Source organism: Achromobacter sp. Marseille-Q0513, from assembly GCF_018195695.1.
Classification (GTDB): Bacteria; Pseudomonadota; Gammaproteobacteria; order Burkholderiales; family Burkholderiaceae_B; genus Achromobacter.
Map to the genome: position 1 here is coordinate 1 of NZ_JAGTJY010000107.1, position 20,947 is coordinate 20,947.

Sequence of the window (20,947 nt, forward strand, 5' to 3'; positions counted from 1 at the left end):
TCGTAGGACAGCTCCCCGTCGCGGCCCAGCTGGCCCAGGCTGCGCACGATGGCGTCGGTGTCCTCGGCCTGCGATTCGATCCAGTCGCGCGCGCTGGAGACGCTGGCCAGGCCGCGCCATGAGATCAGGCTGACCAGCGCCATCAGCGCCAGCGCGACCAGCACTTCGATCAGCGTGAAGCCGCGCTGGGCGCGGCGGGCGGGCGGCGCTCTCATCGCAGGCTCGACAGCAGCCCGTCCAGCTGCGCCAGCGCGCCGCCGCGCGGCGCATCCGCGTCGCGCACGCGCACGGAGACCTGGCGGAAGCTGCGGTTCATGGAATTGGTGAAGACCAGCTCGCACTCCAGCCGCAGTCCGCCTTGCGGACAGGGCTGGGTGCGCGAGCCGGCCGCGGGCAGGGTCTGTTCCAGCCGCAGTTGCACCAGCGCGTTCTGCGCGGCGATCAGGGCCAGCGCCTTGTCCTGCAGGGCGCGGTTGTTGGCCGCCATCAGGCCGGTGGCGCGCAGCGCGGCGGCCAGCGCGACCGCGATGATGGCCAGCGCCACCAGCACCTCGATCAGGGTCAGGCCGCGCTGGCGGCGCAGGCGCGTGCGGCCTGTTTGACGCGCGCGGCGCATGTCAGCGGACTTCATAGCGGCCGGCGGCGTCGCGCAGCAGCGTCACGCTGGCTTCGCCCGCGCGCAGATGCAGGACGAGCGGATCGGCGACCCACTCGGTGTTGAAGACCAGGGGCCGGGACGGATCGAGCCGGAGATCCACGGACCCGGCGCTCCAGCGCGTCGGGCGCAGGATCGGATCGCGTTCCAGTCTGTCGGCGGGCGCGGCGGCATGCGTGGACGCGGCCGGCTCGTCGGCGCGGCCGGGCCGCTCGAAGGACCAGCCCTGCGAGTCGGCCAGCCAGCGGATGGGGCGGCCGTCGCTGCGGGCCTCGCCCTGGGCCACCGCGAAGGCGTCGGCCAGGCGCTGGGCATCGGCGCGCAGCCGGTTGTCGCCCCGGCCCACGGACAGGCTGACCAGGCTGGCGGCGATGGCGACGATCACCAGCGCGACCAGCACCTCGACGAGCGTGAAGCCGCGCTCAGCGTTCCCAGGAGCCGATGTCGGCATCGCCGCCTTCTCCGCCCGGCTTGTTGTCGGCGCCGAACGAGAACACGTCGATGTCGCCCTTCACGCCGGGGCTCAGGTATTGATAGGGATGGCCCCAGGGATCGTTGGGCAGCTTGTCCAGGTAGCCGCGCCAGTTGGCCGCGCCTTCGGGTTTCTCGACCAGCGCGCGCAGGCCCTGGGTCGTGGTCGGATAGCGGCCGTTGTCGAGCCGGTAGAGTTTGAGCGCCTGCATGATGCCGGCGATGTCCTGGCGCGCGGCAACCTGCCGGGCCTGGTCGGGCCGGTCCAGCACGCGGGGCACGATCAGGGCCGCCAGGATGCCCATGATGACGATGACCACCATGATCTCGATCAGGGTGAACCCCCGCTGGCGGGCTAGCCCGCGCGCTGACTGACGCACTTTACAACTCCGGTCTGAATTCGAAGACGGGAATTGTGGACATGAAATATGACAGCAATGTGTGGTCAGCGCGCCGGCGTGATCGCGGCGGGCGCCGGCGGCATGAGGGGCGCGGGCAGGCGGCTGCTGCGCCCGCCTTGCTCGACGATCACGGCGCCGGCCTCGATGCCGCGCAGCGCGATGCCGGGCGCGATCTCGTCGCCCAGCCGCCAGGCCGATGGCGGTCCGCCGTCCACGCTGAGCACGGCCGCGCCCTCGTTGCCGGCGATCACGCCCAGCACGCTGATCTGCGTGCGCAGCGCTTCGTCCTTGCCGAACCACAGCGCCACCGGACCATTGTCGGGCGCGCGCGGCGCGGCGGGGGCCAGCGCGGGCGGCATGGCGGCGGGACGCGGCGCGAACAGCGTCGCGCCCCACAGGCCGATGCCGCCGGCGGCGGCCAGCATGGCGAGCACGCGCAGCAGGGAAGGAGCGGAGGGCAGGGCGGGGCGCAAGGACAGCATGGCGGGTGCGGCGCGGCAAGGCGCAAGCGTGTGGCGATGCGCGCGACTATAGCGGGTCTTGATGACAGGCCCGCGTCCCGGCCGTGAACGGCAGCGGCGCGCCGATGGTCTTCGAGGCTTGAAGCAAAAAATCCTGATCCGTCGATCAGCGAATCTTCCTTACCCTTAACTGACCTTTCACCTTGGGGCCGCACCATGTCGGCCATCACATCAGTGTGCTGTCACAAGGGAAAGAACCATGCAATTGAAGAACTGGAAGCGATGGAGCGTCGCGCTCGCGATGCTGGGATCGCTTGCCGCCTGCGGCGGAGACAACGGCGACGACGAGGCCGCCCCCGTCGCGCCGCCGCCGACCAAGCCCGATCCGGTCGCGGCTACCAAGGTGCTGTTCGTCGGCGTCGATGGCGCGACCTATGACGCCTGGCATCGCGGCGTGGCCGACAAGTCGCTGCCGGGCCTGGCCCAGCTGACGCTGTCGCGCGCCTGGACCGGCGGCGTGAACGGCGCGCCGACGCAGCAGCCCACGCTGCCGGCGGCGGGCTGGGCCACGCTGCTGACCGGCCAGTGGGCCGACCAGCACGGCGTGCGCGCCGATGCGTCGGGCCAGGCCATCAAGACCGCGACGCTGTTCGCGCGCCTGAAGCAGGCCAAGCCCGCGCTGCGCAGCGCGGCGGCGTTCAATTCGACGGACGTGGCGGGCCTGTTCGCCGCCGACGGCAAGGCCGGCAACCTGCTGAGCCTGAGCGACTGCGCCGGCGCCGACGACTGTGTCGCCTCGCAGGCGCGCGACCGCATCAATGAAGGCTATGACGTGGTGGTGGCCCAGTTCGGCGGACCGGCGCGCGTCGCGGCTGAGTCCGGCTTCGGCGCCGGCTACGACGCCGAGCTGCGCAAGACCGACGCGGCCGTGGCGGCGCTGCTCAAGCAGATCGCCGAGCGCCGCGCGCAGAACCCGAAGGAAAACTGGCTGCTGGTCGCCACCAGCGCCTACGGCCTGGGCAGCTCGGGCCGGCCGGGCGCCGTCGACAGCACGCCGGTGTCGCAGAACAAGACCGTGCCGCTGGCGATGAACATCGCCATGCTGGGCGGCCGCGCCGACGATGCTTCCTACGACGGCCGCTGGGACTCGGGCTGGTACGACCTGCCGAGCGCGGCCGATGTCGCGCCCACGGTGCTGGGCTACCTGGGCGCCTTGCCCGCCGCCGACAAGAACGACCTGGCAGGTTCGACGCTGTCGGGCGCCGCCTCGGTGCGCCGCACATCGGTGCGCACGTCCATGGACAACAAGCGCGTGGCGTTGAACTGGGTGCGCCTGGGCGATGCCTCGGGCGAAATCACGATCACCCGCGACGGCGCCAAGATCGCGACGCTGCCCGCCACGGCGACGCAGTACGAGGACAGCGGCTTCACCTTCACCGAGGAAGGCACGCACGTGCTCAATTACGGCATCACCCTGGGCGGCGTGACCAGCTCGCTGCGCGCCACGGTGGTGTACGTCAAGCCGCCGCAGCTGCTGTCCTCGCTGCGCACCGGCCTGACCATGTACTTCCCGTTCGAGGGCGACCTGGCCGACAAGGCGGTTGGCGGCGGCTCCATCGTGCCGTTCGACGGCGTGCAGGCTCCGGTCTTCAAGAGCCCGGGCGTGTTTGGCAAGACCTTCCAGAACGAGCGCAGCGGCGACCCCGTGGGCGCGTTCAAGTGGCAATACCCGGCCGGGCTGCTGACCTCCACGCAGGTCTTCACCATCGGCTTCTGGTATCAGTCGGACGGCACCGCCAACGACCGCTCGATCCTGGGCAACAAGGACTACAACTCCGGCGGCAACCCCGGCATCACCATCGCCCAGTGGTCCGGCCCCGAGCTGCGCTTCAACCTGGCCGGCGGCAGCCGCGTGGACATCCAGAGCCCCGGCATGAAGTTCACGCCGAACAAGCCCGTCTATATCGCCATGGTGATCGACAAGCCGGCCAAGACCATGACCGCCTATGTGTATGACAGCGAGCTGGGCTTTTCCAAGCGCTCGGTCGCCACGGGCACGGTCAACTTCGCCCAGATCGCCGGCAGCTACGGTCCCTTCCTGGGCCTGAACGAGGACGGCACCGGCAAGTACGGCGTCTGCTGCGCCGGCACCAAGGGCCCCTACACCATGTACTTCGACGACCTGGCCTTCTGGTCGCGCGCGCTGACCGAGGATGAGGTCAAGTCGCTGGCGCTGTCCGGCAAGTCGATGTTCGAACTGTTCCCCTGATGTTCCAAGGATAAAGAAAGCATGAATCTCCCCCTGATCCTGCGCTACGCCCTGCGCCTGGGCGCGGCGCTGACGCTGAGCGTGTCGCTGGCCGCCTGCGGCAGCGACAAGGACGACGACAAGGCCGATCCGGGCAACCCGCCCGTGACGCCGCAACCGCCGGCCAAGCCCGAACTGCGTTGCGCGCCCTGAGCCGCGCCCAGCCCAATACAGCGAAAGGAAAGAATTCTGTGAAGTCCGATAAAGACCTGGTCCATGCCGGCAAGCGCCGCTTCCTGCGCAACGCCGCCGCCTCGACCGCGGGCCTGACCGCCATGTCGATGTTCCCGCCGGCCATCCGGCGCGCGCTGGCGATTCCGGCGAACAACCGCACCGGCACCATCAACGACGTCGAGCACGTGGTCATCCTGATGCAGGAGAACCGCTCGTTCGACATGTACTTCGGCACCTACAAGGGCGTGCGCGGCTTCGGCGACCGCATCACCATTCCGCTGCCGCAGAACCGCAGCGTCTGGGAACAGCACAATGGCACCCGCGTGGTCATGCCGTACCACCTGGACAGCAAGCAGGGCAATGCCCAGCGCGTGTCCGGCACGCCGCACGATTACCCGGACGCGCAGAGCGCCTGGGACGGCGGCCGCATGTACCAATGGCCGCGCTACAAGCAGGACCAGTCGATGGGCTACTACGAGCAGCAGGAGGTGGAATTCCAGTACGCGCTGGCCGAAGCCTTCACGCTGTGCGATGCCTATCACTGTTCCACGCATGGCGGCACCAATACCAACCGCCTGTTCCACTGGACCGGCACCAACGACCCGCTGGCGGTGAGCAACGGCCCGTCCACCCGCAACCAGTGGGACAGCATGGGCGCGTCCAGCACCGGCTGGAGCTGGAAGACCTATCCCGAGCGCCTGCAGGAAAATGGCGTGACCTGGAAGGTCTACCAGAACCTGCCGGACAACTTCACCGACAACCCGCTGGCCGGCTTCAAGCAGTTCCGCCGCGCCAACGAACTGGCGGGCAACAACCCCAACGCCCCGTGGTCGCCGTCGGTGGACGCGGCCAATCCTCTGTACAAGGGCGTGGCCAACACCATGCCGGATGGCGGCTTCCTGAAGGCGCTGCGCGATGATGCGCTCAACGGCACGCTGCCGCAGGTGTCCTGGATCGTGGCGCCGGCCAATTACTCCGAGCACCCCGGCCCGTCGAGCCCGGTGCAGGGCGCCTGGTACATCCAGGAGACGCTGGACGCGCTGACCGCGAATCCGGACGTCTGGAGCAAGACGGTGCTGTTGATCAACTTCGACGAGAACGACGGTTATTTCGACCATGTGCCGCCGCCCGCCGCGCCCTCGCTCGATACCATCGACGGCGCGCTGCCCCCTAAAGCCGTCAGCAGCGCGCTGGCCGGCGCGTCCACGGTCAATACCGACCTGGATCGTCACACCCGGCCGTCGCAGCAGGACCCGGCCGATCACCGCGTCTACGGCCCGGGCCCGCGCGTGCCGATGTACGTGGTCTCGCCCTGGAGCCGCGGCGGCTGGGTCAACTCGCAGTCCTTCGACCACACCTCGGTGCTGCGCTTCCTGGAAGCGCGCTTCAAGATCAAGGAAGAGAACATCAGCCCGTGGCGTCGCGCGGTGCTGGGCGACCTGACCTCGGCCTTCAACTTCGTCACGCCCAACAATGAAACGCTGCCGGACCTGAAGCTGCTGACGCGCGCGAGCGCCGATCAGTTGCGCGCGGACCAGCAGGCCCTGCCGCAGGTCACGGTGCCCGATCCCAGCACGCAGGCCAAGCCGCAGCAGCGCACCGGCGCGCGCTACTCGCGCGCCTTGCCCTACGAGCAGCACGTCAGCGGCCGCGCCCAGGCAGGCGCGTCCGCAGTGGGCCTGGTGTTCGCCAACACGGCGGAGTTTCCCAAGATGTCGGTGCCGGCCTCGGTGTTCCATGTCTATGACAAGCTGCATCTGGACCGCATCCCGCGCCGCTACACGGTGGAACCCGGCAAGCAGCTCGAAGGCAGCTGGGATGCCGCCGCCGATGGCGGCAAGTACGACCTGTGGGTCATGGGCCACAACGGCTTCCTGCGGCATTTCGCCGGCGACCTGGCCCTGGCGCGCACGGCGCAGCTGGATGCCGAAATCCGCGTCTGCTACGACATCGCCAACGGCGACGTCTACGCCAAGTTCATGAACAATGGCGCCGCGCCGTGCACCTTCGTGGTCACGCCCAACGCCTACTACGTGAACCACGAGCGCTGGACGCTGACCGTGCCGGCGGGCGGGCAGGTGGAACAGGCCTGGCCGCTGGCCAACAGCAACGCCTGGTACGACTTCAGCGTCACGCTGAACGAAGACCCGGCCTACCTGCGCCGCTTCGCCGGCCGGGTGGAAACCGGCAGGCACGGCTCGTCCGACCCCGCGATGGGCACCTGAGTCCCGCCGCGCGCCCCGTCCAGGCGGACGCGGGCGCGCGGTCCATGGGACCGTGGGCCGGGGTGTCCGGCCTCAGCGCGCGGCTTGCGCCGCGCGCGCCTCAAAGGCCGCGTGGCAGGCCGCGCAGATCGCCGCGGTGATGCCCTGGCGCGCATGCTCGCGCCGTTCCAGCATGCCGATCGCGCGCGCCGAGGGCCCCAGGTCGGCCGGCAGCGGCAGAATGCGCAGCTGCGGACTCTGTTGCCAGTTCGAGCCATTGATCAGTGGCAGCAACGTCACGCCGACTTCCTGGCGCACCAGCTCGACCAGGGTCTCGATCGCGTTCAATTCCAGGAATTCATTCAACGGCACGGCCAGGCGGCGCAGCAGGCGGTCGATCTGCAGCCCGGTGCGCTGGGTGCGGTCGAAACGCAGGAATGGATTGTTCGCCAGTACCTGGCGCGCGTCCTTGCCGGGCGCGCCGGGCGGCGCGATCACCACCAGCTCTTCTTCATACAGCGCCGTCCAGCGGGTGCTGGCCATCTTGCGGCCGGCCTCGACCAGGAAGGCGGCATCCAGCTCGCCGTCCTCGACCCGGCCGGCCAGCTCGCTGGCCTTGCCCGACAGCACGCGCACGTCCAGCTTGGGATGCGCCTTCTTCAGACCCGACACCACCTTGGACAGCGTGCCCATGCAGGACACGATGCTGCCCACCGACACCGAGCCGGCCAGCTCGCCCGGCGCGGTGCGCGGCAGGCGCAGGCGGTCGTACATGTCCAGCAGCTGCTTGGCTTCGGGCAGCAGCTCGCGGCCGGCGGCGTTGAGGATGGCCAGCCGGCCGCTGCGGTCGAACAGCTCGCGGCCCAGCTCGGTTTCCAGCGAGCGCATCTGGAAGCTGACGGCGGCCTGGGTCAGGGCGACCTGCTCGGCCGCTTCGGAGAAGGAGCCATGATGCGCCACTGCCAGGAAGGTACGCAGGAAACGGATGGTGCTCATGGTGTCTTCTAGGGGTTAACACGGTGTTGCCGCCACCGTGGCGCAAGCCGGAATCGGGTGTGCGCGGGGCGCCGGGACGGCGGACGGAACCGGATCGCCGATTCACAAAATTTTCTTATATTACTGAACAAAAAATCAAATTGATTTAATCAAATGCCAAGAGTAATGTCATCCGGTTCAACATAACGAATCCCTTCCGCAGAGACCCGAGACATGAAAGCCTTCGACTGGAGCAATCCCTATCCCTCCGTCCGCATTCCGCTGTTCGCCCGCAACGTGGTGTCCACCTCGCACCCGCTGGCGGCGCAGGCCGGATTGCGCATGCTGCTCAAGGGCGGCAACGCCGTGGACGCGGCCATCGCCGCCGCGGCCGCCATCGTGCTGGTCGAGCCGGTTTCCTGCGGCCTGGGCGGCGACTGTTTCGCCATCGTCTGGGACGGCCAGCAGCTGCATGGCCTGAATTCCTCCGGCGTGGCCCCGGCCGCCTGGAACGTCGAATACTTCAAGCGCAAGCACGGCGTCGGCCCGAACGGGCTGGCGGTGCAGCCCAAGCGCGGCTGGGACTCGGTCACGGTGCCGGGCGTGGTGGCTGGCTGGGCCGCGCTGCATGAAAAGCTGGGCAAGCTGCCGTTCGAGCAGCTGTTCGAGCCGGCCATCGAGATCGCCGAGCGCGGCTACGCCGTGCCGCCGGTGGTGGCACACAAGTGGGCCGCCGCCGCCAATGAACTGAGCGCGCAGCCCGGCTACGCCCAGGCCTTCATGCCCGAGGGCCGCGCGCCCAAGGTGGGCGAGCATTTCCGTTTCCCCGACGCTGCCTACACGCTGCGCCGCATCGCCGCGACCAAGGGCCGCGACTTCTACGAAGGCGAGCTGGCCGAGCGCATCGCCGCCTTCAGCAAGGAATGCGGCGGCGCCATGACGCTGGAAGACCTGCGCGGCTACCGGCCGGAATGGGTCAAGCCGATTTCCCGGTCCTATCGCGGCTACGAGCTGCACGAGATCCCGCCGAACGGGCAGGGCATCGCCGCGCTGATCGCGCTGGGCATCGTCGAACGCTTCGACATGGCCTCGATGCCGGTGGATTCGGTGCAGTCGCAGCACGTGCAGATCGAAGCCATGAAGCTGGCCTTCGCCGACCTGTACAAGTACGTGGCCGACCCGCGCTCGATGGAAGTCACGCCCGAGCAGATGCTGTCGGACGCCTACCTGGACAGCCGCGCCAAGCTGATCCGCCTGGACCGCGCCACGCATTTCGAGGCAGGCCGTCCGCATGCCGGCGGCACCGTCTACCTGACCGCCGCCGACGAGAACGGCATGATGATCTCGTTCATCCAGTCCAACTACATGGGCTTCGGCTCGGGCGTGGTGGTGCCGGGCACCGGCATCAGCCTGCAGAACCGTGGCGTGGGCTTCTCGATGGATCCGAAGTCGGCCAACGTGGTCGAGGGCGGCAAGCGTCCGTTCCACACCATCATCCCGGGCTTCCTGACGCGCGGCGGCAAGCCGGTCATGAGCTTCGGCGTGATGGGCGGCGACATGCAGCCGCAAGGCCACCTGCAGACCGTGGTGCGCATGATCGACTACCACCAGCAGCCGCAGGCCGCCTGCTGCGCGCCGCGCTGGAAGGTCAACCGCGATTTCACGCTGGACATCGAAACGAACATGGCCGGCTCCACCGTTGCCGGCCTGAAGGACCTGGGGCATCCTTTGAAGTCCGTGCAGGATCCGTACATGGACTTCGGCGCCGGCCAGTTCATCTGGCGCATGTCCGAGAACGACAACGAGCTGGGCTACGTGGCCGCCAGCGACAGCCGCCGCGACGGCCAGGCCGTGGGCTTCTGACGGCCGTCAGCCGGACCCGGGGACACCGGGCCGGCGCATTGCACATACAAGGGGAAATACCGCAATGAAACGCTTTGCCTTGACCTTCGGCGCCGGCCTGCTGGCGCTGGGCGCCTGCGCCGCCAGCGCGCAGAACCTGCGCATCGGCCTGCAGGAAGATCCGGATGTGCTGGATCCGCACCGCGCCCGCACCTATGTCGGCCGCATCGTCTTCACCTCGCTGTGCGACAAGCTGATCGACATCGATCCCAAGCTGCATTTCGTGCCGCAGCTGGCCACCTCGTGGACGTTCAGCGAAGACAACAAGACGCTGACCTTCAAGCTGCGCGAGGACGCGCTGTTCCATGACGGCAGCAAGTTCGACGCCGCCGCCGCCAAGGCCAACCTGGACCGCGCCATGACCCTGCCGGACAGCCTGCGCAGGGGCGAGCTGGGCTCGGTGGCCAAGGTCGAGGCGCCGGACGCCGCCACGCTGGTGCTGACGCTCAAGCAGCCCGACGCGACGCTGCTGGCCCAACTGTCCGACCGCGCCGGCATGATGCTGTCGCCCAAGACCTTCGGCGACGACGTGGCCGCAGTGGGCCGCAAGCCGATCTGCTCCGGCCCGTACAAGTTCGTCGAGCGCATCCAGAACGACCGCATCGTGCTGGACAAGTTCGACCAGTACTACGACGCCAAGGACTACGCCTTCAAGCGCCTGACCTTCCTGCCGATCCCGGACACCACCGTGCGCCTGTCCAACCTGCGCGCCGGCGACCTGGACCTGCTCGAGCGCCTGAACCCGTCCGACGTGCCCCAGGTCAAGACCGACGCCAGCCTGACCTTCGCGCCGGTGGCGGGCCTGGGCTTCCAGCAATTCATGTTCAACGTGGCCAACGGCAAGCGCGCCGAGGACAATCCGTTCAAGAACAAGCTGGTGCGCCAGGCCTTCCAGTACGCCATCGACCGCAACGCCATCAACGAAGTGGCCGGCGGCGGCATCTTCGAGCCGGCGCAGCAGCCGTTCCCGCCCGCCAGCCCCTATCACAGCGACAAGTTCCCGCCGACCAAGCGCGACGTGGCCAAGGCCCGCGCGCTGCTCAAGCAGGCGGGTTTCGAGCGCGTGAAGGCTGAGGTCATGTTCGGCAACAACACCACGACGTCGTCGGTGGCCGAGATGGTGCAGGCCATGGCGTCCGAGGCCGGCTTCGACCTGTCGCTGCGCCCGACCGAGTACGCCGCGCTGCAGAAGGAATCGGCCGGCGGCAACTTCCAGGTGGTGATGCTGGGCTGGTCCGGCCGCGTCGATCCGGACGGCAACATCCACGCTTTCGTCACCTGCAAGGGCGCGCTCAACGACGGCCACTACTGCAACGCGGAAGTCGACAAGCTGCTCAACGAGGCCCGCACCGTGCCGGACGAGGCCAAGCGCCGCGCCATCTACGACCAGGCCCAGGCCATCATCCAGGACGAGCTGCCTGGCGTGTACAACTACTACCAGCCCTGGCCTTTCGCCCTGGCCAAGAAGGTCAAGGGTTTCGTGCCCTATCCGGACGGCATGATCCGCCTGAAGGGCGTCACCTTCGCGCAGAAGTAGGCGTCGTTGCGATCTCGTCTTTGATGTAGCGGGCGGCGGCCAGGCGCCGCCGCCCGATCCGGCGCCGTCCCTGGCGCCGGCCGCTGTTCCCGGCGGATGCGCGCCAGGCTGTCGCGGTCCGGTCCCGTCCGCCGTCTTGCCCTTACGGTTTTCCCTATGCTCAAACTCATATTGCGCCGCGTGCTGGTCGCGATCCCGACACTGATACTGGTGTCGATGATCGTGTTCATGTTGCAGAAGATCCTGCCCGGCGATCCCGTACTGACCCTGGCCGGCGAGGAGCGCGACCCGGCCGTGCTCGATTACCTGCGCGATAAATACCGGCTCAACGACCCGCTGCCCATGCAGTACGCGGCCTGGGCCGGCCAGGTGCTGCAGGGCGACCTGGGCAAGTCGCTGCGCACCGACGTGCCCGTCACCACACTGATCGGCCAGAAGCTGCCGGTCACGCTGCAACTGGCGGCCATGGCCATGTTCTTCGCGCTGCTGGTCGGCATCCCGATGGGCATCCTGGCCGCGGTGCGCAAGGGCAAGCCCGTCGAGATGGGCGCCAACATCGCGGCGCTGTCGGGCATGTCCATTCCCAACTTCTGGCTGGGCATCATCCTCATCATGGTGGTGTCGGTGCAGTGGAAGCTGCTGCCGGCCTCGGGCTATGTGTCGCCGGCCGAGGATTTCTGGCTGTCGATCAAGACCATGCTGATGCCGGCGCTGGTGTTGTCCACGGCCATCGCCGCCTACCTGATGCGGCACACGCGCTCGGCCATGCTGGAGGCGCTGTCGGCCGACTATGTGCGCACCGCCCGCGCCAAGGGCGTGCCGGCGCGCAGCGTGGTGCTGCGCCACGCGCTGCGCAACGCGCTCATGCCCATCGTCACGCTGGTGACGCTGCTGTTCGGCGAGCTGCTGGCCGGCGCCGTGCTGACCGAGCAGGTCTTCACCATCCCGGGCTTCGGCAAGCTGGTGGTGGATGCCGTGTTCACGCGCGACTACGCCGTGGTGCAGGGCGTGGTGCTGTGCGTGGCGGTGGGCTTCATCCTGATGAACCTGCTGGCCGACATCCTGTACATCCTGGTCAATCCCCGCCTGAGGCACGCATGAGCGCCATTTCCGCAAATCCCGCCGCCGCCGCGCCGCCGCGCGGCCGCAACCGCGCCTGGGGCAAGTTCAAGCGCAATCACATCGCCATGCTGGGCCTGGCCATCGTGCTGTTCTTCGTGGCGCTGGCCCTGCTGGCGCCGCTGGTGGCCAACCACGATCCCTTTCAGACCAGCTTCACCACCATCCGCAAGGCGCCGTCGGCGCAATACTGGCTGGGCACGGACGAGCTGGGCCGCGATATCTTCAGCCGCATGGTCTACGGGGCGCGCGCCTCGCTCATGGCCGGCCTGGTGTCGGTGCTGATCGCGCTGGCCGTGGGCGTGCCGTTCGGCCTGGCCGCCGGCTACTTCGGCGGCTGGACCGACAGCTGCATCTCGCGCGCCACCGAGGCGCTGCTGGCCATTCCCTTCCTGATCCTGGCGATCGCGCTGGCCGCCTTCCTGGGCCCCAGCCTGATGAACGCCATGATCGCCATCGGCGTGTCGGCCGCGCCCAAATTCATCCGCCTGACGCGCGGACAGGTGCTGGCCGTCAAGAGCGAGGACTATGTGCAGAGCGCCCGCGCGCTGGGCGCGTCGGACCTGCGCATCATCGCGCGCCATGTGTTCCCCAACGTCATGCCGCCGCTGATCGTGCAGGCCACCATCACCATCGCCACGGCCATCATCGCCGAGGCCAGCCTGTCGTTCCTGGGCCTGGGCCTGCAGCCGCCGAACCCGTCCTGGGGCTCGATGCTGAACACCGCCAAGAACTTCATGACCCAGGCGCCGTGGATGTCGATCTTCCCCGGATCGGCCATCTTCCTGGTGGTGCTGGGCTTCAACCTGCTGGGCGACGGGCTGCGCGACGCGCTGGATCCGCGCCAGGAAAAGTAATCATCATGGCAACAATGGATTCCAAACGCGTGGTCCAGGTCAACGACCTGACCGTGCGCTTCAAGACCCCGGACCGCGTCGTGGAAGCGGTGCGCAATGTGTCATTCCATGTGGACCGGGGCGAGACGCTGGCCATCGTCGGCGAGTCGGGCTCGGGCAAGTCGGTGACGTCGCTGGCGCTGATGCGGCTGGTGGAATACGGCGGCGGGCGCATCGTCAACGGCGGCATGCTGCTGCGCCGGCGCAGCGGCGAGGTGCTGGACCTGGTGGCCGCGTCCGACGCGACGCTGCAGCGCGTGCGCGGCGCCGACGTGGCCATGATCTTCCAGGAGCCGATGACCTCGCTGAACCCCAGCTTCACGGCCGGCAACCAGATCGCCGAGGCGCTGCGCCTGCACCAGGGCCTGGACGCGGCGGCGGCGCGCGCCGAGACGCTGCGCATGCTCGAACGCGTGCGCATCCCCGAGGCCCGCGCCATACTCGACCGCTATCCGCACCAACTGTCCGGCGGCATGCGCCAGCGCGTCATGATCGCCATGGCGCTGTCCTGCAAGCCGCAGCTGCTGATCGCCGACGAGCCCACCACCGCGCTGGACGTGACCATCCAGGCGCAGATCCTGCAGCTGATCCGCCAGCTGCAGGAGGAAATGGACATGGGCGTGATCTTCATCACGCACGATATGGGCGTGGTGGCCGAGGTGGCCGACCGCGTGCTGGTCATGTACCGCGGCGACAAGGTGGAGGAGGGCGGTTCGGACGCGGTCTTTGCGCGGCCGCAGCACGCCTACACGCGCGCGCTGCTGTCGGCGGTGCCGCGCCTGGGGGCCATGCATGGCACGGACGAGCCCGCGCCGTTCCCGCTGCTGCGCGTGGACGACGCGGTCAAGGGCGCGCCGCAAGCCTCGGCTTCAGCCCCGGCCCCCGTCGCGCAGCCCTCGACCGTGCGGCGCGAGAACGGCCCGGTGCTGAAGGTGCGCGACCTGACCACCACCTTCGACATCACCGGAGGCATCCTGGGCCGGGTGCAGAAGCGCGTGCACGCGGTCGAGAAGGTCAGCTTCGACCTGTATCCCGGCGAGACGCTGTCGCTGGTGGGCGAGTCCGGCTGCGGCAAGACCACCACCGGCCGTTCGCTGCTGCAGCTGGTCAAGAGCCGGGCCGGCACCATCGAATTCGACGGCAAGAACATCGGCGCGCTGCGCGGCAGCGCCATGCAGACGCTGCGCCAGCATATTCAGTTCATCTTCCAGGATCCCTTCGCCTCGCTGGATCCGCGCATGACGGTCGGCTACTCCATCATGGAACCGCTGCTGATCCACGGCGTGGCGCGCGGCAAGGCGGCCGAGGAGCGGGTGCGCTGGCTGATGGACAAGTGCGGCCTGTTGCCCGAGATGATCGACCGCTATCCGCACGAGTTCTCCGGCGGCCAGCGCCAGCGCATCTGCATCGCGCGCGCGCTGGCGCTGAACCCCAAGGTGGTGATCGCCGACGAATCGGTGTCGGCGCTGGACGTGTCGATCCAGGCGCAGATTGTGAACCTGCTGCTGGACCTGCAGCGCGAGCTGGGCGTGTCGTTCCTGTTCATCTCGCACGACATGGCGGTGGTCGAGCGCGTCAGCCATCGCGTGGCGGTGATGTACCTGGGCCAGATCGTCGAGATCGGCCCGCGCCGCGCGATCTTCGAGAACCCGCAGCATCCATACACGAAGAAGCTGATGGCGGCCGTGCCCATCGCCGACCCCGCGCGTCGCCACCGCGAGCGCTCCCTGCTGGTGGACGAGATTCCCAGCCCGATGCGCAAGCTGGGCGACGATCCGCTGGTCCAGCCGCTGGCGCAGGTGGGCGAGGGGCACTACGTGGCGCGGCACCCTATCGGGGTGTACTGAGCGCTATCCGATGTCGAGATAGGCGCTTGGCGTCGCGCCCAGCGCGCGGCGGAACGCCGAGGCAAAGGCGCTGGGGCTGGCATAGCCCAGGTCCAGCGCCACGCGGGTCACGGACTGCCCCTGTGTCAGGCGCCCGATCGCCGCCTGCAGGCAGACCTGCTGCCGCCACGCGGCGAAGCTGGCGCCGGTCTGCGCGCGGAACAGCCGGGTGAAAGTGCGCCGGCTCATGCCGGCGTCGGCCGCCATCTCGTCCAGGCTCGCGCCGATCGAGGGCGCGGCGAACAGGCGCAGGCAGGCGCGCGCCAGGCGCGGGTCCTCGGGCAGCGGCGCGTGCAGGTGCAGGCGCGGCATGGCCGCGATTTCCGCGACCAGAAGCGCCATCAGCTTGCCGTCGCGTCCCTCGACGTCGTACAGGGCCGGCAGGTCGACCGCCTGATCCAGCAGCAGGCGCAGCAAGGGCGACACCCCATGGACGCAGCAATGGTCCGGCAGGCGCGCGGCGTGCGCGGCAGGCGGGGCGATGAAGGCGTTGAGCATCGTGACCGGCCCGTTCATCGTCATTTCATGCGCCATGTCCGCCGGCAGCCAGCAGGCCCGTTGCGGCGGCACCAGCCAGCGGCCTTGCGGCGTCGCCACGCTGATGGCGCCGCGCGAGGCATAGGCGAACTGGCCGCGCAGATGCGTGTGCGCGGGAAAGGTCGAGCCGGCGGGATAGTCGTTGGCGGTGACGACCACGCTGCGCGGCAGGTGTTCGTAGGGATCGAGCAGGGTATTGCGCATGGCCCGGATTCTATAACGATTGGCCCGCCATCGAAGGCGGGCCGCCGCGCGCGCTTCTACGATGGGTTTTTGTGTTGCCGTTCAGTGCCCGGCCCGCGTTGCGGCCGGGCGCCGGGGCGGCGCGATCATCATGGAGTCCGTATGGCAAACACCTTTCACCGCGTGGGCAATGGCCCCCATCCCGTCCTGGTCCTGCCCGGCTGGTTTGGCGATGCGCATGCTTTCGAGCCGATCGAAGCCTGGCTGGACGGCGGCGCGTTCAGCTATGTGTTCATGGATTACCGGGGCTATGGCGGCATGCGGGACACGCCGGGCGACTACACGATCGACGAAATCGCCACGGACGCGCTCGCGCTGGCGGACGAGCTGGGGCTCGCGTCGTTCAGCCTGATCGGGCATTCGATGGGCGGCATGGCGATCGAGCGGATCGCCGCGCTCGCGCCCGAGCGCGTGCGCGCGCTGGTCGCCGTCGCGCCCGTTCCCTGCGGCGGGATACGGATGGATGCGGTGCGACGGGCCCTGTTTGAGGGCGCGGCTGTGCAGTTGGAACAGCGCCGGACCATCATCGACCGCAGCACCGGCGGGCGCCTGCCGGCATCGTGGGTGGCGTGGAAGGCGGCGTATTCGGCGGCGAGCTCGATGCCAGCGGCCTTCGCTGCCTATTTTCGCGCCTGGGCCGACACGGATTTCAGCGATGCGATCGACGGCAGGCATCCGCTGAAGGCGCTGGTGGGTCGGCATGATCCCGTGTTCAACGCCGCCCTGATGGCCGACACCTATGCGCGCCGCTATCCGCTGGCCAGCGTGGAGGTGCTGGAGAACGCCGGCCACTATCCGATGAACGAAACGCCGCTGGCGCTGGCGGCCGCCATCGAGAGCTTCCTGCTCAGCGTTTCTCCAGCGCCAGCTTCAGCCCGAACGCGATGAACACCGCGCCCGTCATCCGGTCCAGCCCGCGCATGACGGCCGGGCGCGACAGCCAGCGCGCCAGCGGGCGCGTGGCCGCGACCAGCAGGCCGAACCACAGCATGCCGAGCACGGCATGCACGGCGGCCAGCAGCAGGCTGAAGCGCATCACGTCGGCGCCGGCGGGAATGAATTGCGGCAGGAAGGTGACGTAGAACACGCCGATCTTGGGATTGAGCGCGTTGGTCAGGCAGCCGCGCATGAACCAGCCGGCGCCGCCGGAGGCGGGACGGGCGGACAGTTCCGCCGACAGCAGCGCGGAGGCGCTGGCCTGGCCTGCCTGGCGGCGTCCGGGCCAGGTATTCCACAGCAGCCGCGCGCCCAGGTAGAACAGGTAGGCGGCCGCGGCGATGCGTAGCACGTCGTAGGCGACGGTGGACACGGCCAGCAGCGATCCCAGCCCGAACGCGGCCGCCGCGCCCCAGGCCAGGCAGCCGGTGCTGATGCCCAGTCCGGCCAGCAATGCGCGGCGTCCGCCCTCGACCGCGGCGGTGCGCAGCACCAGGGCGTTGTCCAGGCCCGGCGTGACGGTGAGGATGGCGGCGGCCAGGGTGAAGGCGAGCAGGGCGGCGGTGGCGGTCATGGCGGGGGTCGCGGATAGGCGGGCGGCAGGAGGGCTTGCGATGAGGGGCGATCGGGATGGTCATCGGGGCTGCGTCCGCGACTGCGATGGGACCCGGACCGGGCGCGGCCTGGATGCAGTGTAGCGCCGCGTGGCAAGCCGCGGCAGGGGGCGGCGGCTGGCGGTATCATGGCGGGCTTCGCGATACGCGTTCACTTCCGGAATTCCGTCATGGCCCTGCGCGCCACCATCTACAAGGCCGACCTCAACGTGGCCGACACCGATCGCCACTATTACGGCACGCACGGCCTGACCGTGGCCCGCCATCCGTCCGAGACCGACGAGCGCATGATGGTGCGCCTGGTCGCGTTCGCGCTGCACGCCAGCGAGGAACTGGCCTTCACCAAGGGGCTGAGCGATACCGACGAGCCGGACCTCTGGGAAAAAGACCTGACCGGCGCGGTCAAGCTGTGGATCGAAGTCGGCCAGCCCGAGGAACGCCGCATCCTGCGCGCCTGCGGCCGCGCCGAGCAGGTCATCGTCTATTGCTATGGCGGCTCGGCCAGCAAGATCTGGTGGGATGGCGTGCGCAACAAGCTGGAACGCGCCCGCAATCTGAAGATCGTCAACCTGCCGTCCGAACAGAGCCGCGCGCTGGCGCAGCTGGCCGAGCGCACGATGCAGGTCAACGTCAATATCTCCGACGGCATCGTTTATTTCTCGGCCGACAAGGGCGAGGCTACGATCGAGCCGGAAACCTGGCGCTGATTCGTGAAGCGGGAGCAGGCATGAGTGCAGATCAGAAACGATTGACCGTTGCCTTGCCCCCGGTGCTGCTCGCTGAAATCAGGCTGGCCGCTGGCTCACCCCTAGCAAAAATGCGAGCAACGCGTTATTGCGCGCGCACGTACACCCAGGCTTTCTTCCCCGACTTCAACGGCGCGAGCACGCGCTTGTAGTCCGACACTTCATAGTCGTCGGCGGCCGCCAGCTCGGCGGGCGTGATGCGAAAGACCTGGCCCGCGACTTCGTCCGTGGGAATGCCGGTGGGCGACACGATGGGATGGAATTTCTGGCCGCTGGCGCGCAGCACCTCGGGATCGGTGATCTCGACCATGTCCAGGCGGTAGCCGATCATGGCGTCGTTCTCGCCGCCCAGGGGGCGGCCGAAGGTCGACAGCTGCACGCTTTCCTGCTGCAGGGTGCCGTAAGAAAACAGTAATTCCGTTTGCTGCGCTTCAGTCATGAACCATCTCTAAGAGTGGGGCGGGCGCGAGGCCCGCCGTGGGTGGGTCTGGCGGTGAAAACGTTGTGTGGTGAATTATATTGCGCAAACCCGTTCCGCATTGCAGAGGACGGCACGAATAAAAAATGCTTGCGCGCCGATGTCGCGGCTCATTAATATGATGGTCATCATATTTCCTGCCGCTACCATGACCCGTTCCACTCCCCGCAAAGAGCAAACCCACGAGCGCATCGTCGAGGTCGCCGCGCGCGCCGTGCGCCGCGAGGGCTATGCCGGCGTGGGCGTGGCGGACATCATGAAGGAAGCAGGACTGACCCACGGCGGCTTCTATGCGCACTTTCCATCGCGCGACGCGATGCTGGTCGAGGCGGTCGAGCGCGCCGGGCAGGATGGCGCCGCGCGCCTGATGCAGCGCATGGAACAGCGGCGCGAGCAGGGCGCCAGTCCGCTGCGCGCGCTGGTCGAAACCTATCTGTCGGAAGCGCACCTGGGCGGCTGCGAGGGCGGCTGCCCGGTGTCGTCGCTGGTATCCGAAATGCCGCGCCAGTCGCAGGAGCTGCGCGAGTCCGGCGCGGGCCGGGTGCGCGGCCTGATGAATCTGGTGCGGCGTTTCCTGCCTGCCGATGCGCAGCCCGGCGCGGCGACGGCCGTGACCAGCACCCTGGTGGGCGCCTTGCAGCTGGCGCGCGCATTGGGTGACAACGCCGAGGGGCAGGCGGTGCTGGCCGAGGCGCGCCAGGCGCTGCTGTCGCGCTACGAACCGGAGGGTGAACGCGCGCCGCATTGAGGGAATGCAAGTCGCGGCCGCCGTGCGCGGCCATTTTCTTATTCCTAAATATGATGATCATCATATTTTTCCGCGCATGAAGCGCAACGACCGCTCCGCAAGGCGCGGCTTTCCTGGAATCCGTTCAATCATGTCTTCCTCGGTTCATACGCCCGCGCCGCCTTCAGCGGAATTCGCAGGCTCTCCCTGGCCGGTCTTCTGGATCGCCAGCGTCGCGGTCTTCCTGGTGTCGCTGGACGCCACCTTGCTGTACGCCGCCTTCGGCGCCCTGCGCGCCGGCTTTCCCCAGGCCTCGGCGGCCGACATGTCCTGGGTGCTGAACGGCTACACCGTGGTCTATGCCGCCATGCTGATCCCTTCCGGCGGGCTGGCCGATGCCTATGGCCGCAAGCGCATGTTCCTGATCGGCGTGGCCTTGTTCCTGGCGGCGTCGGCGGCCTGCGGGCTGGCCGGCAGCGTGGGCTGGCTGGTGGCCGCGCGCGTGGCGCAGGCGGTCGGCGCGGCCTTGCTGACGCCGGCGTCGCTGTCCATCGTGCTGGCCGCCTTTCCGGTCGCGCAGCGCACGGTGGCCGTGAGCCTGTGGGGCGCGGTGGCGGGGCTGGCGGCGGCGGTCGGCCCCAGCCTGGGCGCTTTCGTGGTGGACGCGGCGGGCTGGCCCTGGGCCTTCTACATCAACGTGCCGCTGGGCGCGCTGTCGCTGTGGCGCGGCGCGCGCCTGCTGCAGGAATCGGTGAGGCCCGAGTCGCGGCGGCGCCTGGACGGGGTGGGCATGGCCCTCTTGATCCTGGGCGTGGGCGCGGTGGCGCTGGCCATCGTGCAATCGGAATCGCCGGCCTGGTCGGCCGGCGAGCTATGGGTTGCCGCCGCCGTCGGCACGGGCGCGCTGGCCGCGTTCGTGGCCTGGGCCCGCGTCGCGCCGCAGCCGCTGGTGGACCTGGCGCTGTTCCAGCATCGCAGCTATCGCTATGCGAACCTGGCGACGCTGAGCTTCGGCATTGCCTTCGCGATGATGTTCTTCGCCTTCTTCTTCTACATGATGGGCGTCTGGCACTACAGCCTGCCCAAGGCCGGGCTGGCGGTGACGCCGGGGCCGCTGCTGGTCATGCCCACCGCCATCGTGACCGGCAGGCTGGCCGCGCGCATGGGGCATCGGCCGTTCCTGGTCGGCGGCGCCTTGCTATATGCGGTGGCGGGACTGTGGTTCCTGCTGGTGCCGGGCGCCGAGCCCGATTATCTGGGCGCCTGGCTGCCGGGCCTGCTGCTGAGCGGCCTGAGCGTGGGCATGGTGCTGCCTTCGCTTGCCGGCGCGGCCGTCAGCCGGCTGCCGGCGCAGCATTACGCGGTGGGCAGCGCCGTCAACCAGGCCACGCGCCAGATCGGCGCCGTGCTGGGCGTGGCGATCACGGTGCTGCTGCTGGGCAAGGGCGCGCTGAGTCACGCGGATTTCGATCCGCTATACATGGCGCACGTGGGGCTGGCGTTGCTGACGGGGCTGCTGTGCCTGGCGGTGGACACGAGGCCGATTGCGCAGCCAGCCACGAGGCCGGCGCGTTGAGGCGGGCCTCAGCGCGGCGTGCGCTGGTGCGGCATGAGCGGCGGCACGGGTTTGCCGGCGACCAGTTGCCAGAAGGCGGGCAGGAAGCACTCGGCCACCAG

General features: G+C 68.8%; 21 protein-coding genes. 12 read left to right on the forward strand and 9 right to left on the reverse strand.

The window, feature by feature from the left end; genetic code table 11:
- The 5 genes from KDH83_RS19710 to KDH83_RS19730 form a co-directional block, all read right to left on the reverse strand.
- Positions 1–215 (reverse strand): prepilin-type N-terminal cleavage/methylation domain-containing protein (locus KDH83_RS19710; protein WP_212318992.1); only part of this gene is annotated, 215 nt, incomplete at its 3' end.
- A complete protein-coding gene (gene gspI, locus KDH83_RS19715; protein ID WP_212318994.1) occupies positions 212–616 on the reverse strand; it encodes a type II secretion system minor pseudopilin GspI in 405 nt (134 codons plus the stop codon). The genes gspI and KDH83_RS19710, both read right to left, overlap by 4 nt.
- A gap of 1 nt (position 617) precedes the next feature.
- Positions 618–1,106, reverse strand: coding sequence for a GspH/FimT family pseudopilin (locus KDH83_RS19720; RefSeq protein ID WP_212318996.1), 489 nt, complete (start codon positions 1,104–1,106; stop codon positions 618–620).
- Entirely contained in the window at positions 1,078–1,506 is a 429-nt protein-coding gene (gene gspG / locus KDH83_RS19725) for a type II secretion system major pseudopilin GspG (protein ID WP_212318998.1), read from the reverse strand. The genes KDH83_RS19720 and gspG overlap by 29 nt, the downstream gene beginning before the upstream one ends.
- A gap of 65 nt (positions 1,507–1,571) precedes the next feature.
- Complete coding sequence (locus KDH83_RS19730; protein WP_212319000.1) at positions 1,572–2,009, reverse strand: general secretion pathway protein GspC; 438 nt, start codon at positions 2,007–2,009, stop codon at positions 1,572–1,574.
- A gap of 238 nt (positions 2,010–2,247) precedes the next feature.
- On the opposite strand from KDH83_RS19730, the gene KDH83_RS19735 reads away from it, so the two are divergent.
- Genes KDH83_RS19735 through KDH83_RS19745 form a run of 3 tightly spaced genes read left to right on the forward strand, consistent with a single transcriptional unit; the run spans position 2,248 to position 6,695 of the window.
- Positions 2,248–4,257 (forward strand): LamG-like jellyroll fold domain-containing protein, encoded by a 2,010-nt coding sequence (locus tag KDH83_RS19735; protein ID WP_212319002.1) that lies wholly within the window; start codon positions 2,248–2,250, stop codon positions 4,255–4,257.
- 21 nt (positions 4,258–4,278) lie between these two features.
- Complete coding sequence (locus KDH83_RS19740; protein ID WP_212319004.1) at positions 4,279–4,449, forward strand: hypothetical protein; 171 nt, start codon at positions 4,279–4,281, stop codon at positions 4,447–4,449.
- Positions 4,450–4,487: 38 nt separating this feature from the next.
- On the forward strand, positions 4,488–6,695 hold the full coding sequence (locus KDH83_RS19745; RefSeq protein WP_212319006.1) for a phosphocholine-specific phospholipase C: 2,208 nt from the start codon (positions 4,488–4,490) through the stop codon (positions 6,693–6,695).
- A gap of 72 nt (positions 6,696–6,767) precedes the next feature.
- On the opposite strand, the gene KDH83_RS19750 is transcribed toward KDH83_RS19745, so the two are convergent.
- On the reverse strand, positions 6,768–7,670 hold the full coding sequence (locus KDH83_RS19750) for a LysR family transcriptional regulator (RefSeq protein WP_212319008.1): 903 nt from the start codon (positions 7,668–7,670) through the stop codon (positions 6,768–6,770).
- A 213-nt stretch (positions 7,671–7,883) separates the two neighbouring features.
- Between KDH83_RS19750 and ggt the strand changes: the two genes are divergently transcribed.
- The 5 genes from ggt to KDH83_RS19775 all read left to right on the forward strand — a co-directional run bounded on the left by ggt (position 7,884) and on the right by KDH83_RS19775 (position 14,950).
- Positions 7,884–9,512: a gamma-glutamyltransferase gene (ggt, locus tag KDH83_RS19755; RefSeq protein ID WP_212319011.1), complete on the forward strand. Its 1,629-nt coding sequence runs from the start codon at positions 7,884–7,886 to the stop codon at positions 9,510–9,512.
- Positions 9,513–9,576: 64 nt separating this feature from the next.
- Positions 9,577–11,088, forward strand: a complete 1,512-nt coding sequence (locus KDH83_RS19760) for an ABC transporter substrate-binding protein (protein ID WP_212319013.1) — start codon at positions 9,577–9,579, stop codon at positions 11,086–11,088.
- Positions 11,089–11,244: 156 nt separating this feature from the next.
- Positions 11,245–12,189, forward strand: a complete 945-nt coding sequence (locus KDH83_RS19765) for an ABC transporter permease (protein WP_212319015.1) — start codon at positions 11,245–11,247, stop codon at positions 12,187–12,189.
- On the forward strand, positions 12,186–13,064 hold the full coding sequence (locus KDH83_RS19770) for an ABC transporter permease (protein ID WP_212319017.1): 879 nt from the start codon (positions 12,186–12,188) through the stop codon (positions 13,062–13,064). Before KDH83_RS19765 ends, KDH83_RS19770 begins: the two co-directional genes overlap by 4 nt.
- A gap of 14 nt (positions 13,065–13,078) precedes the next feature.
- A complete protein-coding gene (locus KDH83_RS19775) occupies positions 13,079–14,950 on the forward strand; it encodes a dipeptide ABC transporter ATP-binding protein (protein WP_212319030.1) in 1,872 nt (623 codons plus the stop codon).
- Positions 14,951–14,953: 3 nt separating this feature from the next.
- Here KDH83_RS19775 and KDH83_RS19780 read toward each other — a convergent pair whose 3' ends face one another.
- Entirely contained in the window at positions 14,954–15,730 is a 777-nt protein-coding gene (locus tag KDH83_RS19780; protein WP_212319019.1) for a helix-turn-helix transcriptional regulator, read from the reverse strand.
- A 141-nt stretch (positions 15,731–15,871) separates the two neighbouring features.
- Here KDH83_RS19780 and KDH83_RS19785 point away from each other — a divergent pair, with 141 nt between their 5' ends.
- Positions 15,872–16,657 carry an alpha/beta hydrolase gene (locus KDH83_RS19785; RefSeq protein ID WP_212319021.1) on the forward strand — a complete coding sequence of 262 codons (786 nt, stop codon included), beginning with the start codon at positions 15,872–15,874 and terminating at the stop codon, positions 16,655–16,657.
- Here KDH83_RS19785 and KDH83_RS19790 read toward each other — a convergent pair.
- Positions 16,617–17,279, reverse strand: a complete 663-nt coding sequence (locus KDH83_RS19790) for a LysE family translocator (RefSeq protein ID WP_212319022.1) — start codon at positions 17,277–17,279, stop codon at positions 16,617–16,619. The two genes, KDH83_RS19785 and KDH83_RS19790, sit on opposite strands and share 41 nt — an antisense overlap.
- A 210-nt stretch (positions 17,280–17,489) precedes the next feature.
- Between KDH83_RS19790 and KDH83_RS19795 the strand changes: the two genes are divergently transcribed.
- On the forward strand, positions 17,490–18,026 hold the full coding sequence (locus KDH83_RS19795; protein ID WP_103273980.1) for a YaeQ family protein: 537 nt from the start codon (positions 17,490–17,492) through the stop codon (positions 18,024–18,026).
- Positions 18,027–18,150: 124 nt separating this feature from the next.
- Here KDH83_RS19795 and KDH83_RS19800 read toward each other — a convergent pair whose 3' ends face one another.
- Entirely contained in the window at positions 18,151–18,504 is a 354-nt protein-coding gene (locus tag KDH83_RS19800) for a gamma-glutamylcyclotransferase family protein (protein WP_212319024.1), read from the reverse strand.
- Positions 18,505–18,691: 187 nt separating this feature from the next.
- Here KDH83_RS19800 and KDH83_RS19805 point away from each other — a divergent pair, with 187 nt between their 5' ends.
- Positions 18,692–19,291 carry a TetR/AcrR family transcriptional regulator gene (locus KDH83_RS19805; RefSeq protein WP_212319026.1) on the forward strand — a complete coding sequence of 200 codons (600 nt, stop codon included), beginning with the start codon at positions 18,692–18,694 and terminating at the stop codon, positions 19,289–19,291.
- A gap of 130 nt (positions 19,292–19,421) precedes the next feature.
- The gene (locus tag KDH83_RS19810; protein WP_212319028.1) at positions 19,422–20,846 is read left to right on the forward strand and encodes an MFS transporter; all 1,425 of its coding nucleotides are present in this window, start codon (positions 19,422–19,424) and stop codon (positions 20,844–20,846) included.
- Positions 20,847–20,947: the final 101 nt, after the last annotated feature.

What these genes read in the sequence shown, in the direction of transcription:
- KDH83_RS19810 (WP_212319028.1), top strand. Translation starts at nt 19,422, where the DNA reads ATGTCTTCCTCGGTTCATACGCCCGCGCCGCCTTCAGCGGAATTCGCA.
- KDH83_RS19750 (WP_212319008.1), bottom strand. Translation starts at nt 7,670, where the DNA reads ATGAGCACCATCCGTTTCCTGCGTACCTTCCTGGCAGTGGCGCATCAT.
- KDH83_RS19770 (WP_212319017.1), top strand. Translation starts at nt 12,186, where the DNA reads ATGAGCGCCATTTCCGCAAATCCCGCCGCCGCCGCGCCGCCGCGCGGC.
- KDH83_RS19765 (WP_212319015.1), top strand. Translation starts at nt 11,245, where the DNA reads ATGCTCAAACTCATATTGCGCCGCGTGCTGGTCGCGATCCCGACACTG.
- ggt (WP_212319011.1), top strand. Translation starts at nt 7,884, where the DNA reads ATGAAAGCCTTCGACTGGAGCAATCCCTATCCCTCCGTCCGCATTCCG.
- KDH83_RS19735 (WP_212319002.1), top strand. Translation starts at nt 2,248, where the DNA reads ATGCAATTGAAGAACTGGAAGCGATGGAGCGTCGCGCTCGCGATGCTG.
- gspI (WP_212318994.1), bottom strand. Translation starts at nt 616, where the DNA reads ATGCGCCGCGCGCGTCAAACAGGCCGCACGCGCCTGCGCCGCCAGCGC.
- KDH83_RS19805 (WP_212319026.1), top strand. Translation starts at nt 18,692, where the DNA reads ATGACCCGTTCCACTCCCCGCAAAGAGCAAACCCACGAGCGCATCGTC.
- KDH83_RS19795 (WP_103273980.1), top strand. Translation starts at nt 17,490, where the DNA reads ATGGCCCTGCGCGCCACCATCTACAAGGCCGACCTCAACGTGGCCGAC.
- KDH83_RS19790 (WP_212319022.1), bottom strand. Translation starts at nt 17,279, where the DNA reads ATGACCGCCACCGCCGCCCTGCTCGCCTTCACCCTGGCCGCCGCCATC.
- KDH83_RS19730 (WP_212319000.1), bottom strand. Translation starts at nt 2,009, where the DNA reads ATGCTGTCCTTGCGCCCCGCCCTGCCCTCCGCTCCTTCCCTGCTGCGC.
- KDH83_RS19775 (WP_212319030.1), top strand. Translation starts at nt 13,079, where the DNA reads ATGGATTCCAAACGCGTGGTCCAGGTCAACGACCTGACCGTGCGCTTC.
- KDH83_RS19720 (WP_212318996.1), bottom strand. Translation starts at nt 1,106, where the DNA reads ATGCCGACATCGGCTCCTGGGAACGCTGAGCGCGGCTTCACGCTCGTC.
- KDH83_RS19760 (WP_212319013.1), top strand. Translation starts at nt 9,577, where the DNA reads ATGAAACGCTTTGCCTTGACCTTCGGCGCCGGCCTGCTGGCGCTGGGC.
- KDH83_RS19740 (WP_212319004.1), top strand. Translation starts at nt 4,279, where the DNA reads ATGAATCTCCCCCTGATCCTGCGCTACGCCCTGCGCCTGGGCGCGGCG.
- KDH83_RS19800 (WP_212319024.1), bottom strand. Translation starts at nt 18,504, where the DNA reads ATGACTGAAGCGCAGCAAACGGAATTACTGTTTTCTTACGGCACCCTG.
- KDH83_RS19785 (WP_212319021.1), top strand. Translation starts at nt 15,872, where the DNA reads ATGGCAAACACCTTTCACCGCGTGGGCAATGGCCCCCATCCCGTCCTG.
- KDH83_RS19780 (WP_212319019.1), bottom strand. Translation starts at nt 15,730, where the DNA reads ATGCGCAATACCCTGCTCGATCCCTACGAACACCTGCCGCGCAGCGTG.